This is a genomic window from Pseudomonas sp. LJDD11 (assembly GCF_024584215.1).
Classification (GTDB): Bacteria; Pseudomonadota; Gammaproteobacteria; order Pseudomonadales; family Pseudomonadaceae; genus Aquipseudomonas.
Window position 1 is genome coordinate 447690 of record NZ_JANJFL010000002.1, and the last position, 23049, is coordinate 470738.

Consider the following 23049-nt stretch of genomic DNA (forward strand, 5'->3'; position numbering starts at 1 on the left):
TTGGACCAGCCCTGAGCTAAGTCATTGGAAAATTTATAAATTTTTTTTCAAAAAGTGCTTGTCAGAGTTTGGGGTGCTCCGTAGAATGCGCGCCACACCGAGAGGGTGATTAGCTCAGCCGGGAGAGCATCTGCCTTACAAGCAGAGGGTCGGCGGTTCGATCCCGTCATCACCCACCATCAGTGTAATGCGCAGCGGTAGTTCAGTCGGTTAGAATACCGGCCTGTCACGCCGGGGGTCGCGGGTTCGAGTCCCGTCCGCTGCGCCACTTTCGATTCAAGCTCACTGAACGGCTTGAATCACTGCCAAAAAGGCGACCCTTGGGTCGCCTTTTTGCTTTTCCGGCTTTTGTTCGGCGCTTCAGGCGCAAGCCTTCAATCGTCTTCACGGGTCCTTTCAGCCCGCACTGCGTCCATGAACGCCTGCATGGCCGATGACTGGATGCGATGGCGGCGGGTGATCAGGCCGTAAGGCGGCAGACGCGGTTCGAAGATGATCGGCAGTACCGCCAGCAGGTGCTTGCCTGGGTAATCATTGATTACCGACACCGGCGTCACACCAATCATGTCGGTCTGCTGCAGCAGCGACAGCAGGGTCATGATCGAAGTGGTTTCGACGATGCTGTTGGGGATATCCACCCGGGCGTTGTGGAAGGCCTGATTGATGATGGTGCGCATCGGGCTGGGGTGCTGTTGCAGTACCCAGGTCATGTCCTGCAGTTGCTCCCAGCTCAGTTCGGTGGCGCCTGCCATCGGGTGTTGGGCGCCGGCAACTACACACAGGGTTTCTTCACCCAGACTGTCGAACAGCAGATCATCGGTGCGGGCGCCATCTGGAATACGGCCGAGCACCACGTCCAGTTGATCCTGTTGCAGGGCCTGCACCAGTACATCGCTGGTATCGACCTGAATACTCATCGACAGCCGTGGATGACTGTTCTTGAGGGTGGCGATGGTGCGGGTCAGGAGCCCGCAAGCCAGCGCCGGAATGGCGCCGATGGTTACCCTGCCAAGATTGCCGGACTCCAGCGCCACGAACTCCTCACGCATGCCCGACAGCTCGGCGAAGATCATCTTCGCGTAGTAGATCGCCGTCTCGCCAAACGCGGTGGCGCGCATGCCGCGCGGCAAGCGCTCGAATAGTTCGACGCCAAGCAGGCTTTCCGCTTCATGAAGCATCTTGGTGGCTGCCGGCTGGGTCATGCCGATTTCTTCGGCCGCGCGGCGCAATGAGCCGAACTCCTGAAGCGCCAGCATCAGGCGCAGTTGCCGCAAACGCAGGCGGCTGTGGATGATGCTGGCGTCTGGAATACGGGACATGGCGCGACTCTTGGCAGGAGAACCGGCCAAGGGTGACAACAAATCGCGCCGCTCGCCAGTCATAAGCGAGCGGCCCCTGGCAACGCCCGGAAACAGCCCGGCCTGGGTCCGGTCATGAGACATGCTTGGTCTGCCCGCAGCCTTGACGCGTAAACAGTGCTTTTATGGCGCGAGCCAGCAGTGGCCAGAACAGCATCAGCAGGGCTGCCGTGGTCAGGCTGCCAACCAGTGGATTCGACCAGAAGATCGATAATTGCCCGTCGGAGAACAGCATCGACTGACGAAACGCGTCTTCGGCCTTGTCGCCCAGCACCGCCGCAAGAATCAATGGCGCAATCGGGTAGCCGAGCTTTTTGAACAGATAACCGAGCGCGCCAAAGATCAGCATCAAGCCGACGTCGAACATCGAGTTGTGCACCGAGTAGGCACCAATCGAGCAGATCATGATGATGATCGGCGCAATGATCGAAAACGGGATGCGCAGGATCGAGGCGAACAGTGGCACGGTCGCCAGCACCACAATCAGGCTGACCACGTTGCCCAGATACATACTGGCGATCAGCCCCCAGACGAAATCGTGCTGCTCGACAAACAGCGTCGGCCCTGGATGCAGGCCCCAGATCATCAGCCCGCCGAGCATCACCGCGGCGGTTGCCGAGCCCGGAATCCCCAGGGTCAGCATCGGGAGCAGGGCGCTAGTGCCGGCACTGTGATCGGCGGTTTCAGGGGCGATAACACCTTCCACTTCACCTTTGCCGAAGTTGTCCCGGTTCTTCGAGAAGCGTCGCGCCAGGCTGTAGCTCATGAACGAGGCGGCGGTCGGTCCGCCGGGGGTAACCCCCATCCAGCAACCGACCAGCGCGCTGCGCAGCCAGGTCAGCCAATAGCGTGGCAATTTGGCCCAGGTGCGCAGGATGGTCATTGGCGTGATGCGCGCCCGTTCGCCGCGAAACACCAGGCCTTCCTCGACCGTGCAGAGAATCTCGCCGATACCGAACAGGCCGATCACCGCCACTTCAAAGCTCAGGCCGGAAAGTAGCCAGGTCTGGTCGAAGGTCAGCCGCAGTTCGCCAGACACCGTGTCCATCCCCACGGCAGCCATGGCAAAACCGATCATCATCGCGACCACGGTTTTCAGTGGCGGGTTCTTGCTCATGCCAATGAAAGTACAGAACGCCAGCAGGTACACGGCGAAGAACTCGGGCGAGCTGAACGCCATGGCGAATTCGGCGATACGGGTCGACAGGAAGGTCAGCAGCAGCACGCCCACCAGTGCCCCGAGCAGCGCCGAGGTGAAGGCGGCGGTCAGTGCTTCGCCGGCCTGGCCGTTGCGCGCCATCGGGTAGCCATCGAAGGTGGTCGCCACCGACGAGGGTTCGCCGGGTATGTTGAACAGGATCGAGGTGATGGAGCCGCCGAACAGTGCGCCCCAGTACATGCACGACAGCAGGATGATCGCTGACACCGGCTCCATGGTGAAGGTCAGCGGCAACAGCAGCGCCACGCCGTTGGGCGCGCCGAGGCCGGGCAGTACGCCGACCAGAATGCCAAGCAGCACACCGATGACCATCAGGCCGATGTGATGCGGGGTCAGGATCAGCGCCATGCCCTGCATCAGAGAGTCGATTTCGCTCATTGCGGCTTTCCTCCGGCCAGGGTCAGCAGATCACCCAGCAGGCCGCTGTCCAGCGGCACTTTGAACCACAGGGCGAAGATCAGATAGCTGGCCAATGCCGCGCCGCAGGCTATGGTAGCGATCAGGGCGATGCCGTAAGGCTTGTTGTGCTGGCGGTCGCGCCACATGAACCAGGCGATGAACACCGCCGAGGCCAGGTAGATACCGGCAAACGGCATGGCGATTACATACAGGGTAATCGGCACGAATACCGCCAGCACCTGGCGAAAGGCTTGGCGGCCGACGAACCCGGCGCTCATCGCCGGGCTGCGCAGCAGCGCCAGAATCAGGTTGCCGAGACTGGCGGCGGTCATCAGCAGACCGATGTAGAAGGGGAAGTAACCGGCCTGGGGGCCGGCATCGCCCCAGCCGATACCGATATCAATGGCGCCATACATGACGATGCTGCCAAGTGCGGCGGTAAACAATGCCAGGCCGATTTCCACCCGGCGGGTGGTCACCAGCGGCGTGTCGGTGGTGTTGGACATGAGAGTTCCTCGCTGTGGGCTGGGCAGCCCGGCGGCTTCGCTGCGCGCCGGGAGAGGTCGAGGCGAGGCTTACTCGCGCAGCCAGCCGGCCTGCTTGAACACGGGGATGACGCGCTCGCGATCCTTCTCGATGTAGCTGACCAGTTGCTGGCCGGCGAGGAAGGTCGGGGCCAGCGCCGAGCGCTCGACGTAGGTTTTGAATTCCGGGGTCTGGCTGACCTTGCGCAGCAATTCGACATAGAACTCGCGCTGCTCGTCGCTGACCCCGCCAGGCAGGAACACCGTACGCGGGAAGCGGTACTGGTCGATGCCCAGGCCCTGTTCCTTGCAGGTGGGTACGTCGGCCCAGGACTGCGTGTCGGTGACTTTCTGGGTGTAGCTCATGCGTTGCTGGCTGAACACGCACAGTGGTACCACCTGGCCGCCGCGCCACTGGCTGACGCTTTCGGCCGGGTTGTTGAAGTTGGCTGCGATGTGCTTGCCGGCCAACTGGGTGGACGCTTCGCTGCCGCTCTTGAACGGTATGTAGGTGAGCCGGGTGTTGGTCTGCTGACCGAGCAGCAGGGTCAGGGTCTGGTCGACATCCTTGGACTGACTGCCGCCGATTCGCATCTTTGCCGGATCCTGGGCAAGGGCGGCCTTGAACGCGGCGGCGTCCTTCCACGGTGAGTCCTGATAGGTCCAAAGGATGAAGTCATCTTCCGCGACGGCGGCTACCGGGGTCAGGTCGGTCCATTGGTAGCCCAGCTTGGCGACCAGTGGCAGCAAGTAGATGTTATTGGTGCCGATCACCAGCTTGTGGGCGTCGCGGTTGGCCAGCTTCATCTCCAGAAAGGCTTCGGCACCGTTGCCGCCGCCCTTGTTGAGCACCACAGTATTGACGTCGAGCAGCTTGTGCTGAGTAATCGCCGACTGGATCACCCGGCCCAGTTGATCGGTGCCGCCGCCGGGGCCGCCGGCCACAACGATCTCTACGTTTTTCTGCGGTTTCCAGTCGGCCAGGGCACTGAGCGGAGCGCTGCAAAGCAGGCAGCAGGCGCTGAGCAGGGCGGGAATGTGACGCGAGCGAACGATGCGCATCGGGGCTACCTCATTGTTGTCATTGTTATGTGGGATGCCCGGAGTGTGCGAAGCATCTCGATAAGCGTCTACTCAAAATAACTGATACTCCGATAGCCTCAGGTTATGTCGACCGCGTCGGTCGAGTGATAACCCCAGGCTATGTCCATATGAGAATCTTTGATTAGACGGTTATCGTTTCGCGGGCCGATAGTGCGCTCAGCCCGGACGGTCCCCTGCCGTCCCGGAATTACAAAAACAACAATGCAGAGGTACTTTCAATGGCTCAGGCTCACCCTGTCGCCCGACAAGTGCGCGCCTCCTCGGACCAGGTTCTGGCTGCCAGTCCCAGTCGAGTGCGCTGGCGCATTTTCGCAATCATCTTCGCGCTCACGGTTATCAATCTGGTCGATCGGGTATCGCTGTCGATCGCCATGCCGATCATCGCCAAGGAGTTCACCCTCAGCCCGAGCATGCAAGGGCTGATTCTCAGCAGCTTCTTCTGGGCCTACGCGTTGCTGCAGATTCCCGGCGGTTGGCTGATCGACCGCTACGGCCCGCGTCGGGTCATCGGTTGGTCAACCGGGCTGTGGGGGACTTTCCAGACGCTGGCCGCATTTGCCACCGGAGGGCTCTCGCTGATGTTCGCGCGGGTCGCTCTGGGCGCTGCCGAGGCACCGTTGTTTCCGGCAGGCGGCAAGCTCAACTCGTTGTGGCTGGGCTCTGGCGAGCGCAGTCGCGGTGCGGTGCTGATGGACTGCGGCGGGCCGTTGGGCGTGGCGCTGGGTGGCTTGTTGATCGCCTACATGATTGCCGTGCTCGACTCCTGGCGGATCGCGTTCTTCATCGCCGGTATCGCCACCCTGGCGATGGGCTGGCTGGCCTGGCATTACCTGCGTGACGATCCAGCGGCGCATCCAGGTGTCAATGAGGCTGAGCTGGCGTCGATCAATGAGGGGCGCAGCGTGCCGATGGCCGAGGCCGCGCAGCAGGCCGTGAAGGGCCTGGGCATCGCCGCCCGCTCGTTGACCGGCATCATGCTTGGCCGGGCCAGTTGGGCCATGGTGTTCTTCGGTCTGCTGACCTGGGGGCCAAGCTATCTGGCGCAGGCGCGTGGCTTCGACATAAAGGGCATTGGCGCGGCGACGTTCGTGATCTTTCTGTGTGGCGCCGCCGGCTCGCTGACCGGTGGCTTTCTCTGTGATCTGCTGATCCGCAAAGGCATGCGCCGGGGGCTGGCCGCCAAAGGGCTGCTGACGTTTTCCGGGCTGATCGCGCTGTGCGCCTTCTTGCTGCTGCCCGGCCTTGGCGACCCCTACCAAGCGGTCGGGCTACTTTCGCTGACGGCATTCTTCCTGATGTGGGGCAGTTTGTACTGGAGTTTTCCAGGCCTGCTGGCATCGCCGGCAAGGGTGGGCCTGATCGGTGGCGTGATGAATCTGGCGGGTAGTCTGGGCGGTATCGCGGTGCCGATCCTGGTCGGCCTGCTGTTGCAACATGCTGGCGGCTACAGCGCGGTATTGGGCTTCTTCGCCGTGTGCTCGGGGCTTTTTATCGCCGGCACGCTGTTGATTTCTCTGGACCAGGCCGAGGTGGCCCATGGCTGATCTGTATGACGGGCCGATCACTGATGCCCACCATCATTTCTGGGACCCACAGCGCAATTACCATCCGTGGTTGTCGGGCAAGCAAAACATCCCGTTCCGTTACGGTGACTACAGCGCGATCAAGCGTCGTTACTTTCCGGATGATTACCTGGCCGATGCCGGTGAGCATCAGGTGGTGGCCACTGTGTATGTGGAGACCGAGTGGGATGCCCGCGACCCGATTGGTGAGACGCGCTTCATTCATCAGGTCGCCGCGCAGTATGGCGCGCCCAATGCGGTGGTCGCCCAGGCCTGGCTGGACGCCCCGGATGCTGCTGAGGTGCTGGCCGCCCAGGCAGGTTTTGAGCGAGTACGCAGCGTACGCCACAAGCCAGGGGGGCCGGCTGCGCCGGATCACGTCGGTCAGCAGCGGACGTTGATGAGTGATGAGCAATGGCGCCGCGGCTATGCCGAGCTGGCGCGCCATGGCCTGCACTTCGACCTGCAAAGCCCGTGGTGGAACCTGCATGAGGCAATCGAACTGGCCCGCGACTTTCCACAAACCCAACTGATCCTCAACCACGCCGGGCTGCCGTCGGATCGCAGCGAGCAGGGGCTGGCAGGCTGGCATGCCGCTATGGCGCGCCTGGCCGACTGCGCAAACGTCGCGGTGAAGGTCTCTGGCATCGGCCTGCCCGGCAAGCGCTGGTGCGTTGAAGACAACGCCTGGATCGTGCGCGAAACCATCGCCATGTTCGGCGCCGCGCGGGTGATGTTCGCCAGCAATTTTCCGGTCGACAGCCTGTGTGGCTCGTTCGACGACATCTACGGCGGCTTCAAACGCATCGTCGCCGACCTGCCGCGCCAGCAGCAGGAGCAGCTATTTCACACCAATGCGCGGCGCCTTTATCGCACCGTGCCGGATGTCATCCGCCTTGCGGACGTCTCTGCCGACCTGAGGACCATTGCATGAGTAACTCGACTCTTCCCCGTCTGGCCATGGTGCTGGGTGATCCGGCCGGCATCGGTCCTGAACTGATCGCCCGGCTGCTCAGCGAGCCGGAGGTGCTGGGCAAGGCCCATGTTTTGCTGATCGCCGATGAAGCAGAAATGCGCCGCGGTATGGACATTGCGGGGCGGTCGTTTCCCTACCGCATCATCGACTCGACCGAGGCGCTGCAATTCACCGACGACACACCCTTGCTGTTGCCATTTCGCGGCCATGCCGAGGGCGAGTTTGTGCGCAGCCAAGCCAGTGTCATCGGCGGCCGCTACAGCCTCGATACCCTGGAGCAGGCACTGCGTCTGACGGCGGCCGGCAGCACCGACGCGATACTGTTCGGGCCGTTGAACAAAACCTCACTGCACATGGCTGGCATGGGGCACAGCGATGAGCTGCACTGGTTCGCCGAATACCTGGGGTTCGAGGGACCGTTCTGCGAATTCAACGTGCTCGATAACCTGTGGACCTCGCGGGTGACCTCCCACGTGGCGCTGGCCGATGTGCCTGGCATGCTCAGCCAGCAACGGGTGTTGGAGGCCATTGGCCTGATCGATACCGCGCTCAAGCGCAATGGTCTTGATAAACCACGCATCGGCGTCTGCGGGCTCAACCCGCATAACGGCGACAACGGCAGCTTCGGTCGGGAAGAGTTGGACATCATCGGCCCGGCAGTGGAACTGGCTCGCGAGCAGGGCATCAACGCCGTCGGCCCATATCCGGGCGACACCATCTTTCTCAAGGTGCAGGGCGATAGCCAGGCCTTCGATGCGGTGGTGACCATGTACCACGATCAGGGCCAGATCGCGATCAAGCTGATGGGCTTTTCCCGAGGGGTGACGGTGCAGGGCGGCTTGCCGATCCCTATCACTACCCCGGCCCACGGCACGGCGTTTGATATTGCCGGGCAGGGCAAGGCCAATGTCGGCGCAACCCGGCAGGCCTTCGAGATCGCTTGCCGTATGGGCGCTCGACGTCAGGCCTGACGCCAGACCGTATTGCTGATTTTTTCTCTGCCGGCTCGCGCTCGCCAGCCGGTCAGGTTGACTCATGCTTTGAAACAGGAGCTAGACCATGAAAATAAAATCCATCCGCACCCGCGTTTTCGAATGGAAGGGCAAGGTCGTACCGCCCCAGGCACATTTCTGCACCAACGCCAGCGACATTCTTTTCGAGCGTGGCGATGCCATGGGCTCGTTCCGGTTCCACGGTTGGCTGGTGGTGGAAGTGGAGACTGACAACGGCATCGTCGGCATCGGTAACTGTGCCTTGGCACCGCGGGTCGCCAAGCAAATCATCGACACCTATCTGGCCCCGATTGCGATTGGCGAAGACCCGTTCGACAACGAATACATCTGGCAGAAGATGTACCGGCAGAGCCATGCCTGGGGGCGTAAAGGCATCGGCATGGCGGCGATTTCGGCAATCGATATCGCCATCTGGGACATCATGGGCAAGGCGGTCGGCAAGCCGGTGTTCAAGCTGCTCGGCGGCCGCACCAAGGAAAAGATCTGGACCTACGCATCCAAGCTGTATGCCAACGACAACCTCGACCTGTTCCTCGAAGAAGCCCAAGGCTACCTGAATCAGGGTTTCACTGCCTTGAAGATGCGTTTCGGTTACGGCCCCAAAGACGGCCCGGCCGGCATGCGCCGCAACATCGAGCAGGTGCGTGCCCTGCGTGAGCTGGCAGGTCCGGATGTCGACATCATGCTTGAGTGCTACATGGGCTGGACCCTGGAATACGCCCGGCGCATGTTGCCGAAGCTGGCCGAGTTCGAGCCGCGCTGGCTGGAAGAGCCGGTGATCGCTGATGACCTGGAAGGCTATATCGAGCTGAAGAAGATGGGCATCATGCCAATCTCCGGCGGTGAGCACGAGTTTACCTCCTATGGCTTCAAGGACCTGCTCGAACGCCGGGCCGTCGACGTGATCCAGTACGACACCAACCGGGTCGGAGGCATCACCGCTGCACGCAAGATCAACGCGATGGCCGAAGCCTGGTCGGTGCCGGTCATCCCGCATGCCGGGCAGATGCACAACTATCACCTGACCATGTCCACCACCGCCTCGCCAATGTCCGAGTTCTTCCCGGTGTTTGACGTTGAGGTGGGTAACGAACTGTTCTATTACGTGTTCAAGGGCGAACCGGCGCCGGTTGATGGCTACATTCAACTCGATGACAACAAACCGGGCCTTGGTCTGGAAATATCGACCGAGTACTTGAGCGAGTTCAACATCATCGAGTGACGGCCTGGCTCAAGCATAACGCTCTGGCCCCTGCTGCCCTCGGTCAAAGAGGGCAGTATGCCCATGCACACGTATGAGGGAGGGCGCTGGCCGCGCAAGCGTCACGAAGCAGCCGAATGCTGAGGGTTTTTCGGGTTATCGATTTTTTTCAATTATTTGCAGCTAAGTGCTTGCCAGCTATGGAATTGCTCCGTAGAATGCGCGCCACACCGAGAGGGTGATTAGCTCAGCCGGGAGAGCATCTGCCTTACAAGCAGAGGGTCGGCGGTTCGATCCCGTCATCACCCACCATCAGTGTAATGCGCAGCGGTAGTTCAGTCGGTTAGAATACCGGCCTGTCACGCCGGGGGTCGCGGGTTCGAGTCCCGTCCGCTGCGCCACTTTCGATTCAAGCTCACTGAACGGCTTGAATCACTGCCAAAAAGGCGACCTCAGGGTCGCCTTTTTGCTGTGCGTTGAAAAAAGCGCTCGGCCTGTCGGCGTCGGGCCGATGCGGCACGGAGCATGATTGTTTATTCCAAAATTAAATCTCTGTTATTGATTTAGATCATTTTTATTAATATTAACTTATAGCCAAATAGAATTATCTGCGCTGGTCAAATTCCGTTATGTTTGGTTTCGACAGCCTACCCCTCACCTCGGATGGTACCCAATGTGATTCAGATTCTGCGTCGCAGACCGTAACCACCCAGGCCAAACGCCTGATTCGGCACGGTCTGCCAGGGTGATCGACCACTGATCCCTGAAGCAGAAATGTTGGAAGGGAGTTTGACCCATGCTGCATATCCAGTCCCCCCAAGCGAGTTCTTCACCTCGTTTGCCTGTACGACGCTCCTTGAGCTGCCAATCCATTCACCAGTGCCTCGCGCCACCCGGCCTGAGCGGCTGAAGCTCGCCTTTGCGCTGATGCTTGCTGCTCTGCATGGCTGAGCTGCGCCGCTTTATTAATACCACCCCTAAAGGTCACGTTGCCGTGTTGGCGGCGTGACTTCCCGACTGCGCAATTTGGCAACACAGGCGGCAGTGCCGTTTGTTCTGGAGCGAATATGGAGCAAGTGATTCAAGGCAACGGCAAGCAGGGATGGCGCCGTTCAGTTGTGTTCAACCCGTTGTACCTGGCGGTCAGCAGTGTGCTGCTGGCTGGCAATGTACAGGCTCAAGAGGTGCCGGTACGCCAGACCGATGCGCTGTCTACCGTGGTGGTCACCGGTAACCGTGGCACTGAACAACGCACCGTGACCAGTAGCCCGGTGCCTATCGACGTGGTCAGTGCCAGGCAACTACAGGCCACCGGCAAACCGGGGTTGATGGAGGCCCTGAGTGCGACCATCCCGTCGCTGACCCTGCCGGAAAAGACCGGTTGGGACGGCGCGGGGATGTCCCGCGCACCGAACCTGCGCGGCCTGCCGGCTTCGCAAGTGCTGGTGCTGGTCAATGGCAAACGCCGCCATACCAGTGCGACCCTGAACATCAACGGCATCAACATCGGCGCCGCGCCGGCGGATCTGGACCTGATTCCGATCAGCGCCATTGATCATGTTGAAGTGCTGCGCGATGGCGCGGCGGCGCAGTACGGCTCCGACGCGATTGCCGGGGTGGTCAACGTGATCCTCAAGGCCGACACCAGCGGCACCTCGGTGACCAACGCCGGTATCGGCTATGACGGCAAGAAGCAGACCGTGCAGCAGAGCCTGAACAAGGGCTTTGAAATCGGTGATGGCGGGATCGTGCAACTGGCCCTCGACGCGCGCAGCCAGAACGACGACAACAAGGCCAGCGCCAACGGCTACACCTATGAGCAGGCCTTTGACCGCGCCGGCAAATCCACTTACGGCGGCTACGGCACACCGAAGAACAATCTGCTGACCCTGGCCTATAACGCCGAGCTGCCGGTCACTGATGAGCTGACCCTGTATTCGTTCAGCACCTTCTCGCGGCGCAAGACCGAGCAGGGGCAAAACTTCCGCCTGCCGACCATTACCAACACCATTCGCACCGGCCCCAACGGTTACCCGGCCGGCTATGTGCCGACCTGGTACATCGACGAAGAGGATTTTCAGGCCGCGTTCGGTGGCAAGGGCCAGCTCGGCGAGTGGGATTGGGACCTGTCGACCACTTTTGGCCGCAACGAGGCTGAGCAGGGCACCTGGAACAACCAGAATCCGTCGCTGGGCGAAGCAACACCCAACTCGTTCAAGTCCGGGACCTGGATCGCCAACGAGCTGACCACCAACCTGGATTTCAAGCGCGGTTTCGAGGTAGGCCTGAGCAAGCCGCTGGACCTGTCGCTGGGCCTGGAGCATCGCCGCGAAGCTTATGAGGTCGAGGAGGGCGACTGGGCCTCGTGGGCCAACGGCGGTTATTGCGTCGCGCCGGGTAACTGCGCCGCGTCCGGCGCCCAGGTCACCAACGGTATTTCGCCGGACCAGACCGACAAGGCGGCGCGCAACAGTGTGGCCAGTTATGTCGATGTCGGCTTCAACCCGTTACCGCAATGGTATGTCGGCAGCGCGTTTCGCTATGAACACTACAACCAGGGCGTAGGCGCGACGCGCAGCGGCAAGCTGACCACCCGCTATGAATTCACCCCGCAACTGGCGGTGCGTGCCACGGTGAGTAATGGCTTCCGTGCGCCGTCGCTGGCCAACAGCCTGTTCAGTGCGCGCTCGACCACTTATGGCGTAGTCGACGGCGTGTATCAGTCGATCAACTACGGCGTGCTGCCGGTGGATTCCGGCGCGGCGCAGGCGCTGGGCGCGTCATCGCTGAAGCCTGAGCGGTCGACCAACTACAGCCTGGGCCTGACCTTTACGCCCACTGACCGGCTGAGCCTGACCGCCGACGCCTACCTGATCAATGTGCGTGACCGCATCACCCTGACCAACACCCTGCTCGGCAGTGAAGTGACCCAGGTGCTGCTCAATAACGGCATCGACTCTACCTCCGGCGGCCAGTACTTCATCAACGGCGCCAACACCCGCACCAAGGGCATCGATCTGGTCGGTAATTACAGCCAGGACGCTGACAGCTGGGGCGCGTTGAAGTGGACCGCCGCGTTCAACTACAACGACACCGAAATCCTCAGCTACCGCAACTCGACCAGCATCCTCGGCACCCAGTACGCGCTGATGGATCGCCAGGCGCGCAATTTCATCGATGGCGTACAGCCCAAGACCAAGCTGATCCTGAGCGGTGACTGGCAGATCGAGCGCTTCAACATCAATCTGACCCTGACCCGCTACGGCAAGTACACCGAGGTCAACTCAGCCGCCGACCGCTCGCTGGATCGCACCTACCAGGCCAAGTGGATCACCGATCTGGACGTCGGCTACGACATCACCCAGGACCTCAACCTGGCCGTCGGTGCCAAGAACCTGTTTGACGTCTACCCCAAGAAACAGGGGGTGCCCAGCAGCACCATGGTCAGCAGCTGGGGCGCCTACTCGCCGTTCGGCTTTACCGGTGGCTACTACTACACGCGCCTGACGTATGCCTTTTGACGCGCCCCTGACGACACGCACTCATTGCCTGCGAGGAATCGAACATGCCTACCATCGCCAAACCCTTTGATCTGCAAGAACAGGACAGGGTTGCCCGGGCCTCTGCGCCCCACCGCACCACGCCGTCCATCGCGTTGCAGATTGTCCCGGCGCGTCATCCCTGGCGCTGGGTCGGCAGCCTGTTTGCCGCCGTGGTGCTGCTCGGCATCGGCCATTCACTGGTCAGCAACCCGCGTTGGGAGTGGGCGGTGTTTGCCGAGTGGTTCTTTGCCCCGTCGGTGCTGCGCGGCCTCGGCCAGACCCTGCTGCTGACCCTGCTGAGCACGCTGTTCAGCATTGTGCTCGGCACTGGCCTTGCGTTGGCGCGGCTGTCGAAGTCGCCGCTGCTGGCGACTCTGGCCTGGGGGTACATCTGGTTCTTCCGGTCAATGCCGGCGCTGCTGGTGCTGATCATCCTCTACAACTTTGCCTATCTGTATGAGCGCATCGTGCTCGGCGTGCCGTTGACCGACCTGGTGCTGGCCGAGTGGTCGACGGTGGACGTGCTCAGCCAGTTCACCGTGGCGGTGCTGGGCCTGTCGATGATGCAGGCGGCCTACACCGCCGAGATCATTCGCGGCGGCATTCTTGGTGTCGATCAGGGCCAGCATGAAGCAGCCGCAGCGCTGGGCCTGCCCGCCCACCGGCGGATCTTTCGGATTATCCTGCCGCAAGCCCTGCGCTCGATCCTGCCGTCCGGGTTCAACGAGATCATCGGCCTGGTCAAGGGCACCTCGATTGTCTACGTGCTGGCCTTGCCCGAGCTGTTCTACACCGTGCAGGTCATCTACAACCGCACCCAGGCAGTGATTCCGCTGCTGATGGTGGCCACGGTCTGGTATCTGATCATCACCACGCTGCTGACCATCGCGCAGTATTACATCGAGCGTTACTTCGCCCGTGGCACCAGCCGGGTGCTGCCGCCCACGCCGTTGCAGCGGCTGATCAACTGGGTCGAGGTGCGCCGCCATGGCTGAAGCGAGCGGGCATATCCGCATCCACAACGTCGGCAAGTCCTACGGCGCCCAGCAGGTGCTCAAGGACATTGATCTGGACATCGAAGCGGGCAAGGTCACGGTGATTCTCGGACCGTCCGGTTCGGGCAAATCAACCCTGCTGCGCACCATCAACCATCTGGAAAAGATCGACAGCGGGCACATCACCATCGACGGTGAGTACGTCGGTTACCGGCGCAAGGGCGACCAGCTGTTCGAACTCAAAGAGCGCGAGATTCTCAAGCGCCGTGCCGAAGTCGGCTTCGTGTTCCAGAACTTCAACCTGTTCCCGCACCTTAGCGCCTGGCAAAACATCGCCGAGGCGCCGCTGGCCCATGGTCGCTGGAGCAAGGCCCAGGCCCGCGACAGGGCGGTGGAGCTACTGGCCCGGGTCGGTCTGGCCGAACGCGCCGAGGCCTACCCACGGCAACTGTCCGGCGGACAGCAGCAACGGGTGGCCATCGCCCGGGCGCTGGCCCTCGACCCCAAGGTGCTGCTGTTCGATGAGCCGACCTCGGCGCTGGACCCGGAGCTGGTCGGCGAGGTGCTGGAGGTGATCAAAAACCTCGCCAGCCTCGGCACAACGCTGGTGGTGGTGACCCACGAGATCGGTTTCGCCCGTGAGGTGGCCGACCATGTGGTGTTCCTCTGCGACGGACAACTGGTCGAGCAAGGCCCGCCGCAGCAGATCTTCCACAACCCGCGCCACCCACGCACCGCCGCCTTTTTCGGCAAGGTTTTATGAGCTTGCTTATGCCGCGTTGCACGCGCAGCAGCGGCTTGAGCCGCGAACCCCATCTATCAAGGAGCGCTTTATGAAGTTCACCAACACCGCGCGCATCGCCCTGCTGGCCCTGGCTGTCAGCGCTGGCCAGCCCGCCCTGGCCGTGACCGACAATGCCGCCGGCGTCAAGGTGGTCAAATTCGACCTGAGCCCCAATCGCGAACGCATTCATGCGCCGCGCAACGAGGCTGCGATTGCGCAGATCCCGCCGGGCTTCAAGTTCGCCCAGCCGGGCAAGTTCACCGTTGCGGTGTCTGGCACCGCCAGTCCGCCGCTGGCCCTGCTGGCCTCCGATGACAAGACCACGATTGGCAGCGAGGCCGACACCGCGCAGTTGATTGCCGACAGCCTGGGTCTGCAACTCAATGTGGTGCAGAGCAGTTGGGAAGACTGGCCGCTGGGGGTCAGCTCCGGCAAATACGATGCGGTGATCAGCAATGTAACGGTGACCGAAGCGCGCAAAAAACGCTTTGACTTTGCCACCTACCGCCGCGACGTGGTGGGCTTCTATGTGAAGAGCAGCAGCAAGATCCAGTCGATCAAAGAGGCCAAAGACATTGCCGGGCTGAAGATCATCGTCGGCTCCGGCACCAACCAGGAGAAGGTCTTGCTGGCCTGGAACCAGGCCAATGAAAAGGCCGGGATCAAGCCGGCGCTGTTGTTGTACTACGACGACAACGCCTCGGCGCAACTGGCGGTGCAGTCCGGGCGCGCTGACGCGACCTTTGCGCCCAATGCCACCGGTGCCTATTCGGCGGCGTTGACCGGTGGCACGCGGCTGGTGGGGGTGGTCAACGGCGGCTGGCCGTTGCAGGCCGACATCGCCGTGACGACCCGCAAGGACAACGGCCTGGTAACGCCGATCCACAGTGCCTTGCAAGGGGTGATTGCCGGCGGCCAGTACGCGCAGGTGCTGGCGCGCTGGGGGCTGGATGTCGAGCGGGTCGACGAATCACTGATCAACCCACCGGGCCTGCCGGACTGATAAAGGAGCGCACACATGACACTGACTCGACGTGAAGCCTTGTCGACCATTGCTGCGGTCGGCGGTGACAACGCCGCCCGTGAGGCGCTGGCGGCGCTGGGCCTGGGACCGTCTTCGCACCGCCGGCCGCAACCGCTGCAGCTCAAGCCGGACGCCGGGCAGGGCGCCAGCGTGCTGGTGCTCGGCGCCGGGATCGCCGGCTTGGTGAGCGCCCTGGAACTGCGCCGCGCAGGCTTTCGGGTCAAGCTGCTCGAAGCCCGTGAGCGGGTCGGCGGGCGCACCTGGACGCTGCGCAACGGCGACCGGGTCGATTACCGCGATGGCCGCAGCCAGACGGTACAGTTTGATCAGGGGCTGTATTTCAATGCAGGCCCTGCGCGGATTCCCAGCCAGCATCGCACGCTGCTGGATTACTGCGCCGAGTTGGGTGTGCCGCTGGAAGTGCTGGTCAACAGCAGCCACGGTGCTCAGGTACGCCCGGACCTTGCCCTGCCAGCATTCACCGTCGGCCAGGCGATCAACGATGCCCGCGGTCATCTGGCCGGGTTGCTGGCCACGGCGGTCAAGCGTGACGCCCTGGACGATGTGCTCAGCGCTGAGGAGCGGACCCGCTTGCTGGGGTTCTTGCAGGTGTATGGCGACCTGTCGCAGGAACTGGCCTATGAAGGCAGCCTCCGTTCCGGACATGGCGAATCGCAAGCGCATCCCGGTGCCTTGCCAGGCAGCCTGAGCCCGGTGAGCCTGGAGCGGCTGTTGCACCCTGAACTGTGGGGCGCCTTGCTGCACAGTGAGTTCCCCGAGTTTTCGGCAACCATGTTCCAGCCGGTCGGCGGCATGGACCGCATCACCGATGCGTTTTACCAGCGCCTGCGCGAGCAGGTGCAACTGGGGGCTGAAGTGCGCCGGATTCGTCAGCTCGACGATGGCGTGGCGGTGACCTGGCACGACCACCAGAGCGGCCTGGAGCAGGTCGAGCGCGCCGATTATCTGGTGGCGACCATTCCACTGCCGCTGCTGGCGCGGCTCGACACCGACTTCAGCGAGCCGGTCAAAGCCGCGTTGCGTGAAGCGCCCAACGGCAAGGCGACCAAGGTGGCCTGGCAGTCGCCGCGCTTCTGGGAAACCGATTACCGGATCTACGGCGGCCTGTCGTGGGTCGAGCACCCGGCCCGGCTGCTCTGGTACCCGAGCAACGACCTTAATACCCGCGAGGGCCTGGTGGTGGCCGGTTATGTCACCGGCGACGATGCCCAGGCGTTCGGTGAGCAGCCGTTCGATGCGCAGTTTCGCGCCTCCAGCGAGGCCGTGGAGCTGTTGCATCCGGGTTACTCAACCCAACTGCGCCACCCGCTGGCGGTGTCCTGGGAACAGATTCCGTTCAGCGAAGGCCCATGGCTGGAACGCGACCGCTTTGCCGCCCAGGCCAGCGCCTTGCTCGAAGAGCCCCATGGCCGGGTGTACTTCGCCGGCGACGGGCTGGTGCAGAGCGGCGTCGGCATCTGGCAGGAGTCCGCCGCCAACTCGGCCCGCCATGCGGTTGCGCGACTGGCCGAGCGGGTTATCGAGCAGCGCCAGAAGGCCCAGGCCGGTGTACTTAACGAACACATCAATCCAGGAGCATGACCATGAGCGACAGCATTCAACGCACCTCCGTTGGCACCTTTCCGATCTCCCAGACCGTCACCGTGCCGGCCTCGGCCAGCCTGATCTTCGTTAGCGGCACCTTGCCGGACGTCGCCAACCCCGACGCACCGCCGGGCACCCCGGCAGCCTATGGCAACACCGAAGTACAGACGGTTTCGGTGTTCAACAAGCTGCGCAACATCTTGCGTCAACAGGACCTGGACCTGGGTGACATCGTGCAGTTGCGGATCTTTCTGCTGGGCACCGAAGAAACCGGCGGCCGCCTGGACTTCGCCGGCTTGCAGGCCGGCTATACGCAGTTTTTCGGCACTCAGGAGCAGCCCAATAAACCGGCGCGCACCGCCTTGCAGGTCGCCGGCCTGCCGTTGCCTGGCGCGCTGATCGAAGTTGAAGCCGTCGCTGCCAGAGCCGTCTGACGCCGCTTCGCTGAATCGGGCGCAGCGCCGCCCGATTCCTGTTGATCCCATTCCAGCCACAGACCGACCACCGGGGACAGACCCTGGCGCGGGTTCGTGCACCTGCAATAAAGCCGACAAGGAAACGTTATGAGCAGACAGCGTGCAGCAGTACCGGGCCGGTTCGCATCATCGCGGCCGTGGGTTTTGAGTTCACTGAGCAGCGCTTTGCTGCTGGCGATGAGCGCCCAGGCGGCGCCGCCCGGTCAGGGCAGCGGCAGTGATACGCAACTGGACAAGGTTCAGGTGGTCGGCGCCCGGGTGACCGAGGCCGACGAGGCGATTGGCACCGATAAAATCAGCAACACCGTGTCGATCTCCCATCAGGCATTGCTCTCGGCGCCGGCCGGCACCTCGGGGCTGAAGATGCTCGAGTCGCTGCCGGGTTTCAATGTGCAGGTCAATGACGCACTGGGCCTCTACGAGTTCGGCAACTCGGTGTTTGTGCGCGCCTTTAACTTCCAGCAGATCGGTTTTTCCATCGATGGCGTACCGTTGGGCCGCACCGATCAGTTTGGTGGCAGCCCGATTTATCGCTACGTGGATAACGAGAACACCCAACGGGTGACAGCCTCCACCGGCGCAGGCGATGTGTCGCAACCGGGCTATGCCTCGCTGGGGCCTTACGTGGATTACGTGACGGTCAATCCGAGCAAGGAGGCAGGGCTGAGCACTTCCTACACGCTGGGCAGCGACAGCCTGCGGCGCAGTTTTATCAAGGTCAATACCGGCGAATACAACGGCCTGTCGGCGTACCTGAGCCGTTCGAAGATCGACGGTGACCTGTGGCGCGGACCGGGCACCATTGACCGGGAGCACATCGAAGCCAAGCTGCGTTATCAGTTCGGCTACGGCAATGACCTGCAGTTTCGCGTGGTGCATAACGACTTCTTCGACTACGACTCGCCATCGATCACTCAGGCGCAGTACCGGGGCACGGCCGGTGACGCTTTTGGCCGGTCGGGGCGCGACTTTGCCTATCTGGGCCAGTTGCCGAACCTGCCGCCGAGCACGGCGGGGGTGCAGTACAGCAATGCCGGTTACAACCAGTACTACAAGACTGCGATCAACCAGCGGCGTGACACGCTGTACAGCCTCAACGGGCGCTTTGCGCTCAGCGACAACCTGGACAACACCACCAGCGTCTATTACGAAGACAAGAAGGGCTTTGGCGTGTCGCCGGAGGCCTACGCCACCTCCCTCGCGCTGCACAACGCTCAGGTCGCCAGCGTGCCGGGATTGTCGGCACCGCGAGGTATCCAGTACGGCCTGTCGGCCTTGAGCGGTCACCGCTATGGGGCCAGCAGCAACTTCACCTGGCATGTCGGTCAGCACGCCATCGAGGCTGGTATCTGGGCTGAAAAGGACGTGTTCAACCGCTTGCAGGCGCGCTACAACCTGACCGATGGCAGCCCGGCCGGTTACCGGTTGATCAATGAGCCGGTGCATCTGCAAGGCGACTTCAGCTCGACCCGCGACTCGCTGCAACTGCATATCAAGGATACCTGGACCTTGTTCGACGACCGTCTGCGCCTGCAGTATGGCTTCAAGCGTCTGGACCTGGATTATCGGGTCGAAGGCTACCGCAATGCCGGCGATTACATCGCCAACCGTCAGCCCCGGCTGGGCACCACCTGGCGCGACAACTTTCTGCCCCAGGCCGGTATCGTCTATGACCTGACTGCCAGTTCGCAGCTGTTTGCCTCGTACTCGGAAAACCTCGCCCTGCCACGTGGCGCCGATGATGTATATCGCGCCGCCAGCCCCAACGTTCCGGCCCCCGAGGCCGAGACGTCGAAGAACTACGAGGTTGGCTACCGCCTCAATTACCCGACCTTCAACGCTGCCTGGGCGCTGTACCGTACCGAGTTTGACAACCGCCTGCAGTCGTTTGCCGCCATCGTGCCGGGCAGTACCACCACCGAGACGTTCTACCAGAACGTCGGCAAGGCCGAGGCCTACGGCACCGAGCTGAGCGGCCAGTGGAAACCGCCGGTCCTCGCCAACAAGGTGGTGCTCAACGGCAGCGTCAGCTACAACGTGGCGCGTTTCAAGGATGACGCTGCCGGCCTGGCGCTGAAAGACAACGAGGTGCCCGATAGCCCGCGCTGGCTGGCGCAGGCCGGTGTCACCTACGAAATCACCCCTTGGGCGGTACTGAATCTCACCGCCCGGCACATCGGCTCGCGCTACAGCAACTTTACCAACAGCGAATCGGTGCCCGGTTACACCCTGTACAACGCTTATCTGGACCTGGGCCGCGACGACCTGCATTACGGCCCGCTCAAGGGCGTCAAGCTGCGCTTCAACGTCGACAACCTGTTCGACAAGGATTACCTGGGCTACATCCTGACCAGTACCACCGGGCCGGCTTCCTACCGTCCCGGCTCGCCGCGCACCTTCCAGACCACCCTGAGCGCGGAGTTCTGAACCATGAATAGATTTGCTGCCGCTTTATCGGGTCTCGCACTGACCCTGTTCAGCCTGAACCCGCAGGCCGACGAGCAGGTCCGTGCCTCGACCCTGGCCCTGCATCAGCGCTTGCTGGTGCTCGACAGCCATCTGGATACGCCGCTGAATTTCCTGCGCCCTGGCTGGGACATCCTGGCGCGCCACAGCTACAAGGACGACGGCAGTCAGGTCGATTTGCCACGCATGATCGACGGCGGCCTGGATGGCGGTTTCTGGGTCATCTATACCCCGCCCGGACCGCGTACCGAAGCCGGGCGGGCCTACGCCAGCAACTACGGCCTGTCGGTGCTGGCGCGGATCAAGGACTTGATCAGCCGTGCGCCGGAGCGCTTCGAGCTGGCACTGACTGCCGCCGATGCCCGGCGCATCGCCGCCGAGGGCAAACGGGTGGTGTTCATCAGTATGGAAAACGCCGACCCGCTGGGCTCCGATCCGCAGTTACTGAACACCTACTATCGACAAGGTTTGCGCATGCTCGGGCTGGTGCACTTCAGTACCAACGAAATCGCCGACTCGGCCACTGCGCTGCCGGAATGGAAAGGTCTGAGCCCCAAGGGCCGCGAGCTGGTCGCCGCCGCCAACCGGCTGGGTATTTTGCTGGATGTTTCGCATGCTTCCGATGCCGTGTTCGATCAGGTCCTGGCCTTGTCCAAAGCCCCGGTCATCGCCTCACACACCAGCGCCAAGGCGGTCAGCCCGCACCCGCGCAACCTCGACGATGAGCGCCTGCGTGCGCTGGCGGCCAAGGGCGGGGTAGTGCAGGTCAATAGCTACGGCGACTATCTGATCCCGCTCAAGCCCAACCCGGAGCGGCAAAAGGCCTTGGCGCCGCTGTACGCCCGCTACAACAACCTCGCCGCGCTGAACCCCGATGAGGTCAAGGCGCTACAAGCCGAGATCGCTGCGGTCAAGCAGCGTTACCCCCAGCCAAGGCCGGACCTGGATGTGTTCATGAACCACGTGCTGCACATCCTCAAAGTGGTCGGCCCCGAACACGTCGGCATCGGCGCCGACTGGGACGGTGGCGGTGGAGTGGAGGGGCTGGAAGACGTCAGCCTGCTGCCGCGCATCAGCGAGCGACTGCTGCAGGCTGGCTACAGCGAGCAGGATCTGGCCAATATCTGGGGCGAGAACCTGCTCAGGGTGCTGCAAGCGGCGCAGGATGCGGCACCGCACTGAGGTGCCGCCGACGCGGGGCCCGTGGACCGGTGGGAGCTAGCTTGTTGGCGAAGGCGGCGGCACATTCACCGCAGATGTAGTGTCTTTACTGGCCTCTTCGCGACCAGGGTCGCTCCTACTTGATCAGCGCCAGCACTGCGTCAGTTACCTGGCGCGTGGTGGCGGTACCGCCCAGGTCCGGGGTATGCAGGCCACTCTCGGTCACCGCCTCAATGGCCGACATCAGGGTCCTGGCCGCCGCTGCCTCGCCCAGATGCTCCAGCATCATTGCGGCGGTCCAGAACGTGGCGATGGGGTTGGCTACACCCTTGCCGGTGATGTCGAACGCCGAGCCATGGATCGGTTCGAACATCGACGGAAAACTGCGATTGGGATTGAGGTTGGCCGTCGGCGCAATCCCCAGGCTGCCAGACAACGCCGCGGCCAGATCGGAAAGAATGTCAGCGTGCAAATTGGTGGCGACGATCACATCCAGGGTGCCGGGCTTGAGCACCATGCGGGTGGTGACGGCATCGACCAGTTCCTTATCAATCCGCACATCCGGAAAGTCCTTGGCCACCTCAAAGAACACTTCATCCCACAGCACCATGCCGTGACGCTGGGCATTGGACTTGGTGACCAGCGTCAGGTGCTTGCGCGGGCGGCTGCGGGCCAGTTCGAAGGCAAACCGGTGAATCCGCTCGACACCGACCCGGGTAAACACCGACACCTCGGTAGCGACCTCTTCCGGCAGGCCGCGGTGTACCCGACCGCCATTGCCGGAATACTCGCCCTCGGAGTTCTCGCGCACCACCACCCAGTCGATCTCATGACCGTTATGCAGCGGACTTTTGACCCCCGGCAGCACCCGCGCTGGCCGTACATTGGCGTACTGATCGAAACCCTGGCAAATCGGCAGCCGCAGCCCCCACAGCGAAATATGATCGGCCACATTCAGCGCGCCCACGGCGCCGAAGAAGATCGCATCGAAAGTCTTCAGCGCGTCCAGACCGCCTTCAGGAATATAAAAACCGTTCTTCAGGTAATTGTCCGAATTCCAGTCGAAATGCCCGAACTTCAACTCAAAACCGGATTTTGCTGCCAACGCCTGCAACACCTCGACCCCGGCGGCAATCACCTCCACGCCAATACCATCACCCGGTACCGCTGCAATCTTGTAAGTGCTCATGACTCAACTCCACGCTGGATAATCAATCGTGCCTGCCGCCACCGAATGGCCGACAAGGTGTGGAACCGAGTGTAAGTGGTGAACAGAGTTTTATGATTAACTCAAAATAACAACATAGTTAACTTTATTTCATGAGTTTCAAGCGCTCATCGGCACCTGCCGTTAGGGCAGAGCGCGCAGCCCGATCAGCTGCGGGATTAATCCATGCAGCGCATCAAGCGCCATACTGTCCAATTAGCCGCCGATTGCCACTGTAGGAGCGACCTTGGTCGTGAAGAGGCCGGTAAAGTCACAGCATCTGCTGCGAATGGGTCGTCGTCCTGGTTTGTAACCGGAGCGCTGGCCGGCTGCTCCCAGCGGTCTGACTGACCCGTATTCAGGCTAAAGCAGGCCCCACCGCAGCCATCAAGCCCGGCGACAGTTCTGAACAACCCCTGAACAGTCATCACCC

General features: G+C 62.2%; 17 protein-coding genes and 4 tRNA genes. 16 read left to right on the top strand and 5 right to left on the bottom strand.

Features of this window, described 5'->3' with window-relative positions; translation table 11 throughout:
* The first annotated feature begins 103 nt into the window (after positions 1-103).
* Positions 104-179: transfer RNA gene (locus NRB16_RS04685), tRNA-Val, on the top strand.
* Positions 180-191: 12 nt separating this feature from the next.
* Positions 192-268, top strand: a tRNA-Asp gene (locus tag NRB16_RS04690).
* A gap of 106 nt (positions 269-374) precedes the next feature.
* Here NRB16_RS04690 and NRB16_RS04695 read toward each other — a convergent pair.
* From NRB16_RS04695 to NRB16_RS04710, 4 genes are all read right to left on the bottom strand, one after another.
* The gene (locus NRB16_RS04695) at positions 375-1319 is read right to left on the bottom strand and encodes a LysR family transcriptional regulator (RefSeq protein ID WP_045489086.1); all 945 of its coding nucleotides are present in this window, start codon (positions 1317-1319) and stop codon (positions 375-377) included.
* A gap of 112 nt (positions 1320-1431) precedes the next feature.
* The gene (locus NRB16_RS04700) at positions 1432-2955 is read right to left on the bottom strand and encodes a tripartite tricarboxylate transporter permease (protein ID WP_045489088.1); all 1524 of its coding nucleotides are present in this window, start codon (positions 2953-2955) and stop codon (positions 1432-1434) included.
* Positions 2952-3482 carry a tripartite tricarboxylate transporter TctB family protein gene (locus NRB16_RS04705; protein ID WP_257105565.1) on the bottom strand — a complete coding sequence of 177 codons (531 nt, stop codon included), beginning with the start codon at positions 3480-3482 and terminating at the stop codon, positions 2952-2954. The genes NRB16_RS04700 and NRB16_RS04705 overlap by 4 nt, the downstream gene beginning before the upstream one ends.
* 69 nt (positions 3483-3551) lie before the next feature.
* Positions 3552-4562: a tripartite tricarboxylate transporter substrate binding protein gene (locus NRB16_RS04710; protein WP_045489095.1), complete on the bottom strand. Its 1011-nt coding sequence runs from the start codon at positions 4560-4562 to the stop codon at positions 3552-3554.
* Between the two features lie 260 nt (positions 4563-4822).
* Between NRB16_RS04710 and NRB16_RS04715 the strand changes: the two genes are divergently transcribed.
* The 14 genes from NRB16_RS04715 to NRB16_RS04780 all read left to right on the top strand — a co-directional run bounded on the left by NRB16_RS04715 (position 4823) and on the right by NRB16_RS04780 (position 21430).
* The gene (locus NRB16_RS04715) at positions 4823-6148 is read left to right on the top strand and encodes an MFS transporter (RefSeq protein WP_045489098.1); all 1326 of its coding nucleotides are present in this window, start codon (positions 4823-4825) and stop codon (positions 6146-6148) included.
* Positions 6141-7100 (top strand): amidohydrolase, encoded by a 960-nt coding sequence (locus NRB16_RS04720; protein ID WP_253140044.1) that lies wholly within the window; start codon positions 6141-6143, stop codon positions 7098-7100. Before NRB16_RS04715 ends, NRB16_RS04720 begins: the two co-directional genes overlap by 8 nt.
* Complete coding sequence (locus tag NRB16_RS04725; protein ID WP_257105566.1) at positions 7097-8113, top strand: 4-hydroxythreonine-4-phosphate dehydrogenase PdxA; 1017 nt, start codon at positions 7097-7099, stop codon at positions 8111-8113. Before NRB16_RS04720 ends, NRB16_RS04725 begins: the two co-directional genes overlap by 4 nt.
* A gap of 88 nt (positions 8114-8201) precedes the next feature.
* Positions 8202-9377 carry an L-rhamnonate dehydratase gene (locus NRB16_RS04730; protein WP_045489106.1) on the top strand — a complete coding sequence of 392 codons (1176 nt, stop codon included), beginning with the start codon at positions 8202-8204 and terminating at the stop codon, positions 9375-9377.
* A gap of 215 nt (positions 9378-9592) precedes the next feature.
* Positions 9593-9668 (top strand) — tRNA-Val (locus NRB16_RS04735).
* Positions 9669-9680: 12 nt separating this feature from the next.
* Positions 9681-9757 (top strand) — tRNA-Asp (locus NRB16_RS04740).
* A 666-nt stretch (positions 9758-10423) separates the two neighbouring features.
* Positions 10424-12877: a TonB-dependent siderophore receptor gene (locus tag NRB16_RS04745; RefSeq protein WP_253140046.1), complete on the top strand. Its 2454-nt coding sequence runs from the start codon at positions 10424-10426 to the stop codon at positions 12875-12877.
* A 44-nt stretch (positions 12878-12921) separates the two neighbouring features.
* Positions 12922-13893: an amino acid ABC transporter permease gene (locus NRB16_RS04750; protein WP_257105567.1), complete on the top strand. Its 972-nt coding sequence runs from the start codon at positions 12922-12924 to the stop codon at positions 13891-13893.
* On the top strand, positions 13886-14656 hold the full coding sequence (locus tag NRB16_RS04755; protein WP_045489111.1) for an amino acid ABC transporter ATP-binding protein: 771 nt from the start codon (positions 13886-13888) through the stop codon (positions 14654-14656). Before NRB16_RS04750 ends, NRB16_RS04755 begins: the two co-directional genes overlap by 8 nt.
* Before the next feature lie 70 nt (positions 14657-14726).
* Complete coding sequence (locus tag NRB16_RS04760) at positions 14727-15680, top strand: ABC transporter substrate-binding protein (RefSeq protein WP_045489114.1); 954 nt, start codon at positions 14727-14729, stop codon at positions 15678-15680.
* A 15-nt stretch (positions 15681-15695) separates the two neighbouring features.
* Positions 15696-17303: an FAD-dependent oxidoreductase gene (locus NRB16_RS04765; protein ID WP_257105568.1), complete on the top strand. Its 1608-nt coding sequence runs from the start codon at positions 15696-15698 to the stop codon at positions 17301-17303.
* A gap of 2 nt (positions 17304-17305) precedes the next feature.
* Positions 17306-17740 (top strand): RidA family protein, encoded by a 435-nt coding sequence (locus NRB16_RS04770; protein WP_257105569.1) that lies wholly within the window; start codon positions 17306-17308, stop codon positions 17738-17740.
* A 129-nt stretch (positions 17741-17869) separates the two neighbouring features.
* A complete protein-coding gene (locus NRB16_RS04775; RefSeq protein WP_257105570.1) occupies positions 17870-20209 on the top strand; it encodes a TonB-dependent receptor in 2340 nt (779 codons plus the stop codon).
* Positions 20210-20212: 3 nt separating this feature from the next.
* On the top strand, positions 20213-21430 hold the full coding sequence (locus tag NRB16_RS04780; RefSeq protein WP_257105571.1) for a dipeptidase: 1218 nt from the start codon (positions 20213-20215) through the stop codon (positions 21428-21430).
* A 115-nt stretch (positions 21431-21545) separates the two neighbouring features.
* Here NRB16_RS04780 and NRB16_RS04785 read toward each other — a convergent pair whose 3' ends face one another.
* Positions 21546-22598, bottom strand: a complete 1053-nt coding sequence (locus NRB16_RS04785; RefSeq protein ID WP_257105572.1) for a tartrate dehydrogenase — start codon at positions 22596-22598, stop codon at positions 21546-21548.
* Positions 22599-23049 lie beyond the last annotated feature (451 nt).

Bases quoted from the DNA above. Each gene is read 5' to 3' on its own strand.
- NRB16_RS04700 (WP_045489088.1), bottom strand. From the start codon at position 2,955: ATGAGCGAAATCGACTCTCTGATGCAGGGCATGGCGCTGATCCTGACC.
- NRB16_RS04750 (WP_257105567.1), top strand. From the start codon at position 12,922: ATGCCTACCATCGCCAAACCCTTTGATCTGCAAGAACAGGACAGGGTT.
- NRB16_RS04695 (WP_045489086.1), bottom strand. From the start codon at position 1,319: ATGTCCCGTATTCCAGACGCCAGCATCATCCACAGCCGCCTGCGTTTG.
- NRB16_RS04760 (WP_045489114.1), top strand. From the start codon at position 14,727: ATGAAGTTCACCAACACCGCGCGCATCGCCCTGCTGGCCCTGGCTGTC.
- NRB16_RS04710 (WP_045489095.1), bottom strand. From the start codon at position 4,562: ATGCGCATCGTTCGCTCGCGTCACATTCCCGCCCTGCTCAGCGCCTGC.
- NRB16_RS04715 (WP_045489098.1), top strand. From the start codon at position 4,823: ATGGCTCAGGCTCACCCTGTCGCCCGACAAGTGCGCGCCTCCTCGGAC.
- NRB16_RS04725 (WP_257105566.1), top strand. From the start codon at position 7,097: ATGAGTAACTCGACTCTTCCCCGTCTGGCCATGGTGCTGGGTGATCCG.
- NRB16_RS04775 (WP_257105570.1), top strand. From the start codon at position 17,870: ATGAGCAGACAGCGTGCAGCAGTACCGGGCCGGTTCGCATCATCGCGG.
- NRB16_RS04780 (WP_257105571.1), top strand. From the start codon at position 20,213: ATGAATAGATTTGCTGCCGCTTTATCGGGTCTCGCACTGACCCTGTTC.
- NRB16_RS04745 (WP_253140046.1), top strand. From the start codon at position 10,424: ATGGAGCAAGTGATTCAAGGCAACGGCAAGCAGGGATGGCGCCGTTCA.
- NRB16_RS04770 (WP_257105569.1), top strand. From the start codon at position 17,306: ATGAGCGACAGCATTCAACGCACCTCCGTTGGCACCTTTCCGATCTCC.
- NRB16_RS04785 (WP_257105572.1), bottom strand. From the start codon at position 22,598: ATGAGCACTTACAAGATTGCAGCGGTACCGGGTGATGGTATTGGCGTG.
- NRB16_RS04730 (WP_045489106.1), top strand. From the start codon at position 8,202: ATGAAAATAAAATCCATCCGCACCCGCGTTTTCGAATGGAAGGGCAAG.
- NRB16_RS04765 (WP_257105568.1), top strand. From the start codon at position 15,696: ATGACACTGACTCGACGTGAAGCCTTGTCGACCATTGCTGCGGTCGGC.
- NRB16_RS04705 (WP_257105565.1), bottom strand. From the start codon at position 3,482: ATGTCCAACACCACCGACACGCCGCTGGTGACCACCCGCCGGGTGGAA.
- NRB16_RS04755 (WP_045489111.1), top strand. From the start codon at position 13,886: ATGGCTGAAGCGAGCGGGCATATCCGCATCCACAACGTCGGCAAGTCC.
- NRB16_RS04720 (WP_253140044.1), top strand. From the start codon at position 6,141: ATGGCTGATCTGTATGACGGGCCGATCACTGATGCCCACCATCATTTC.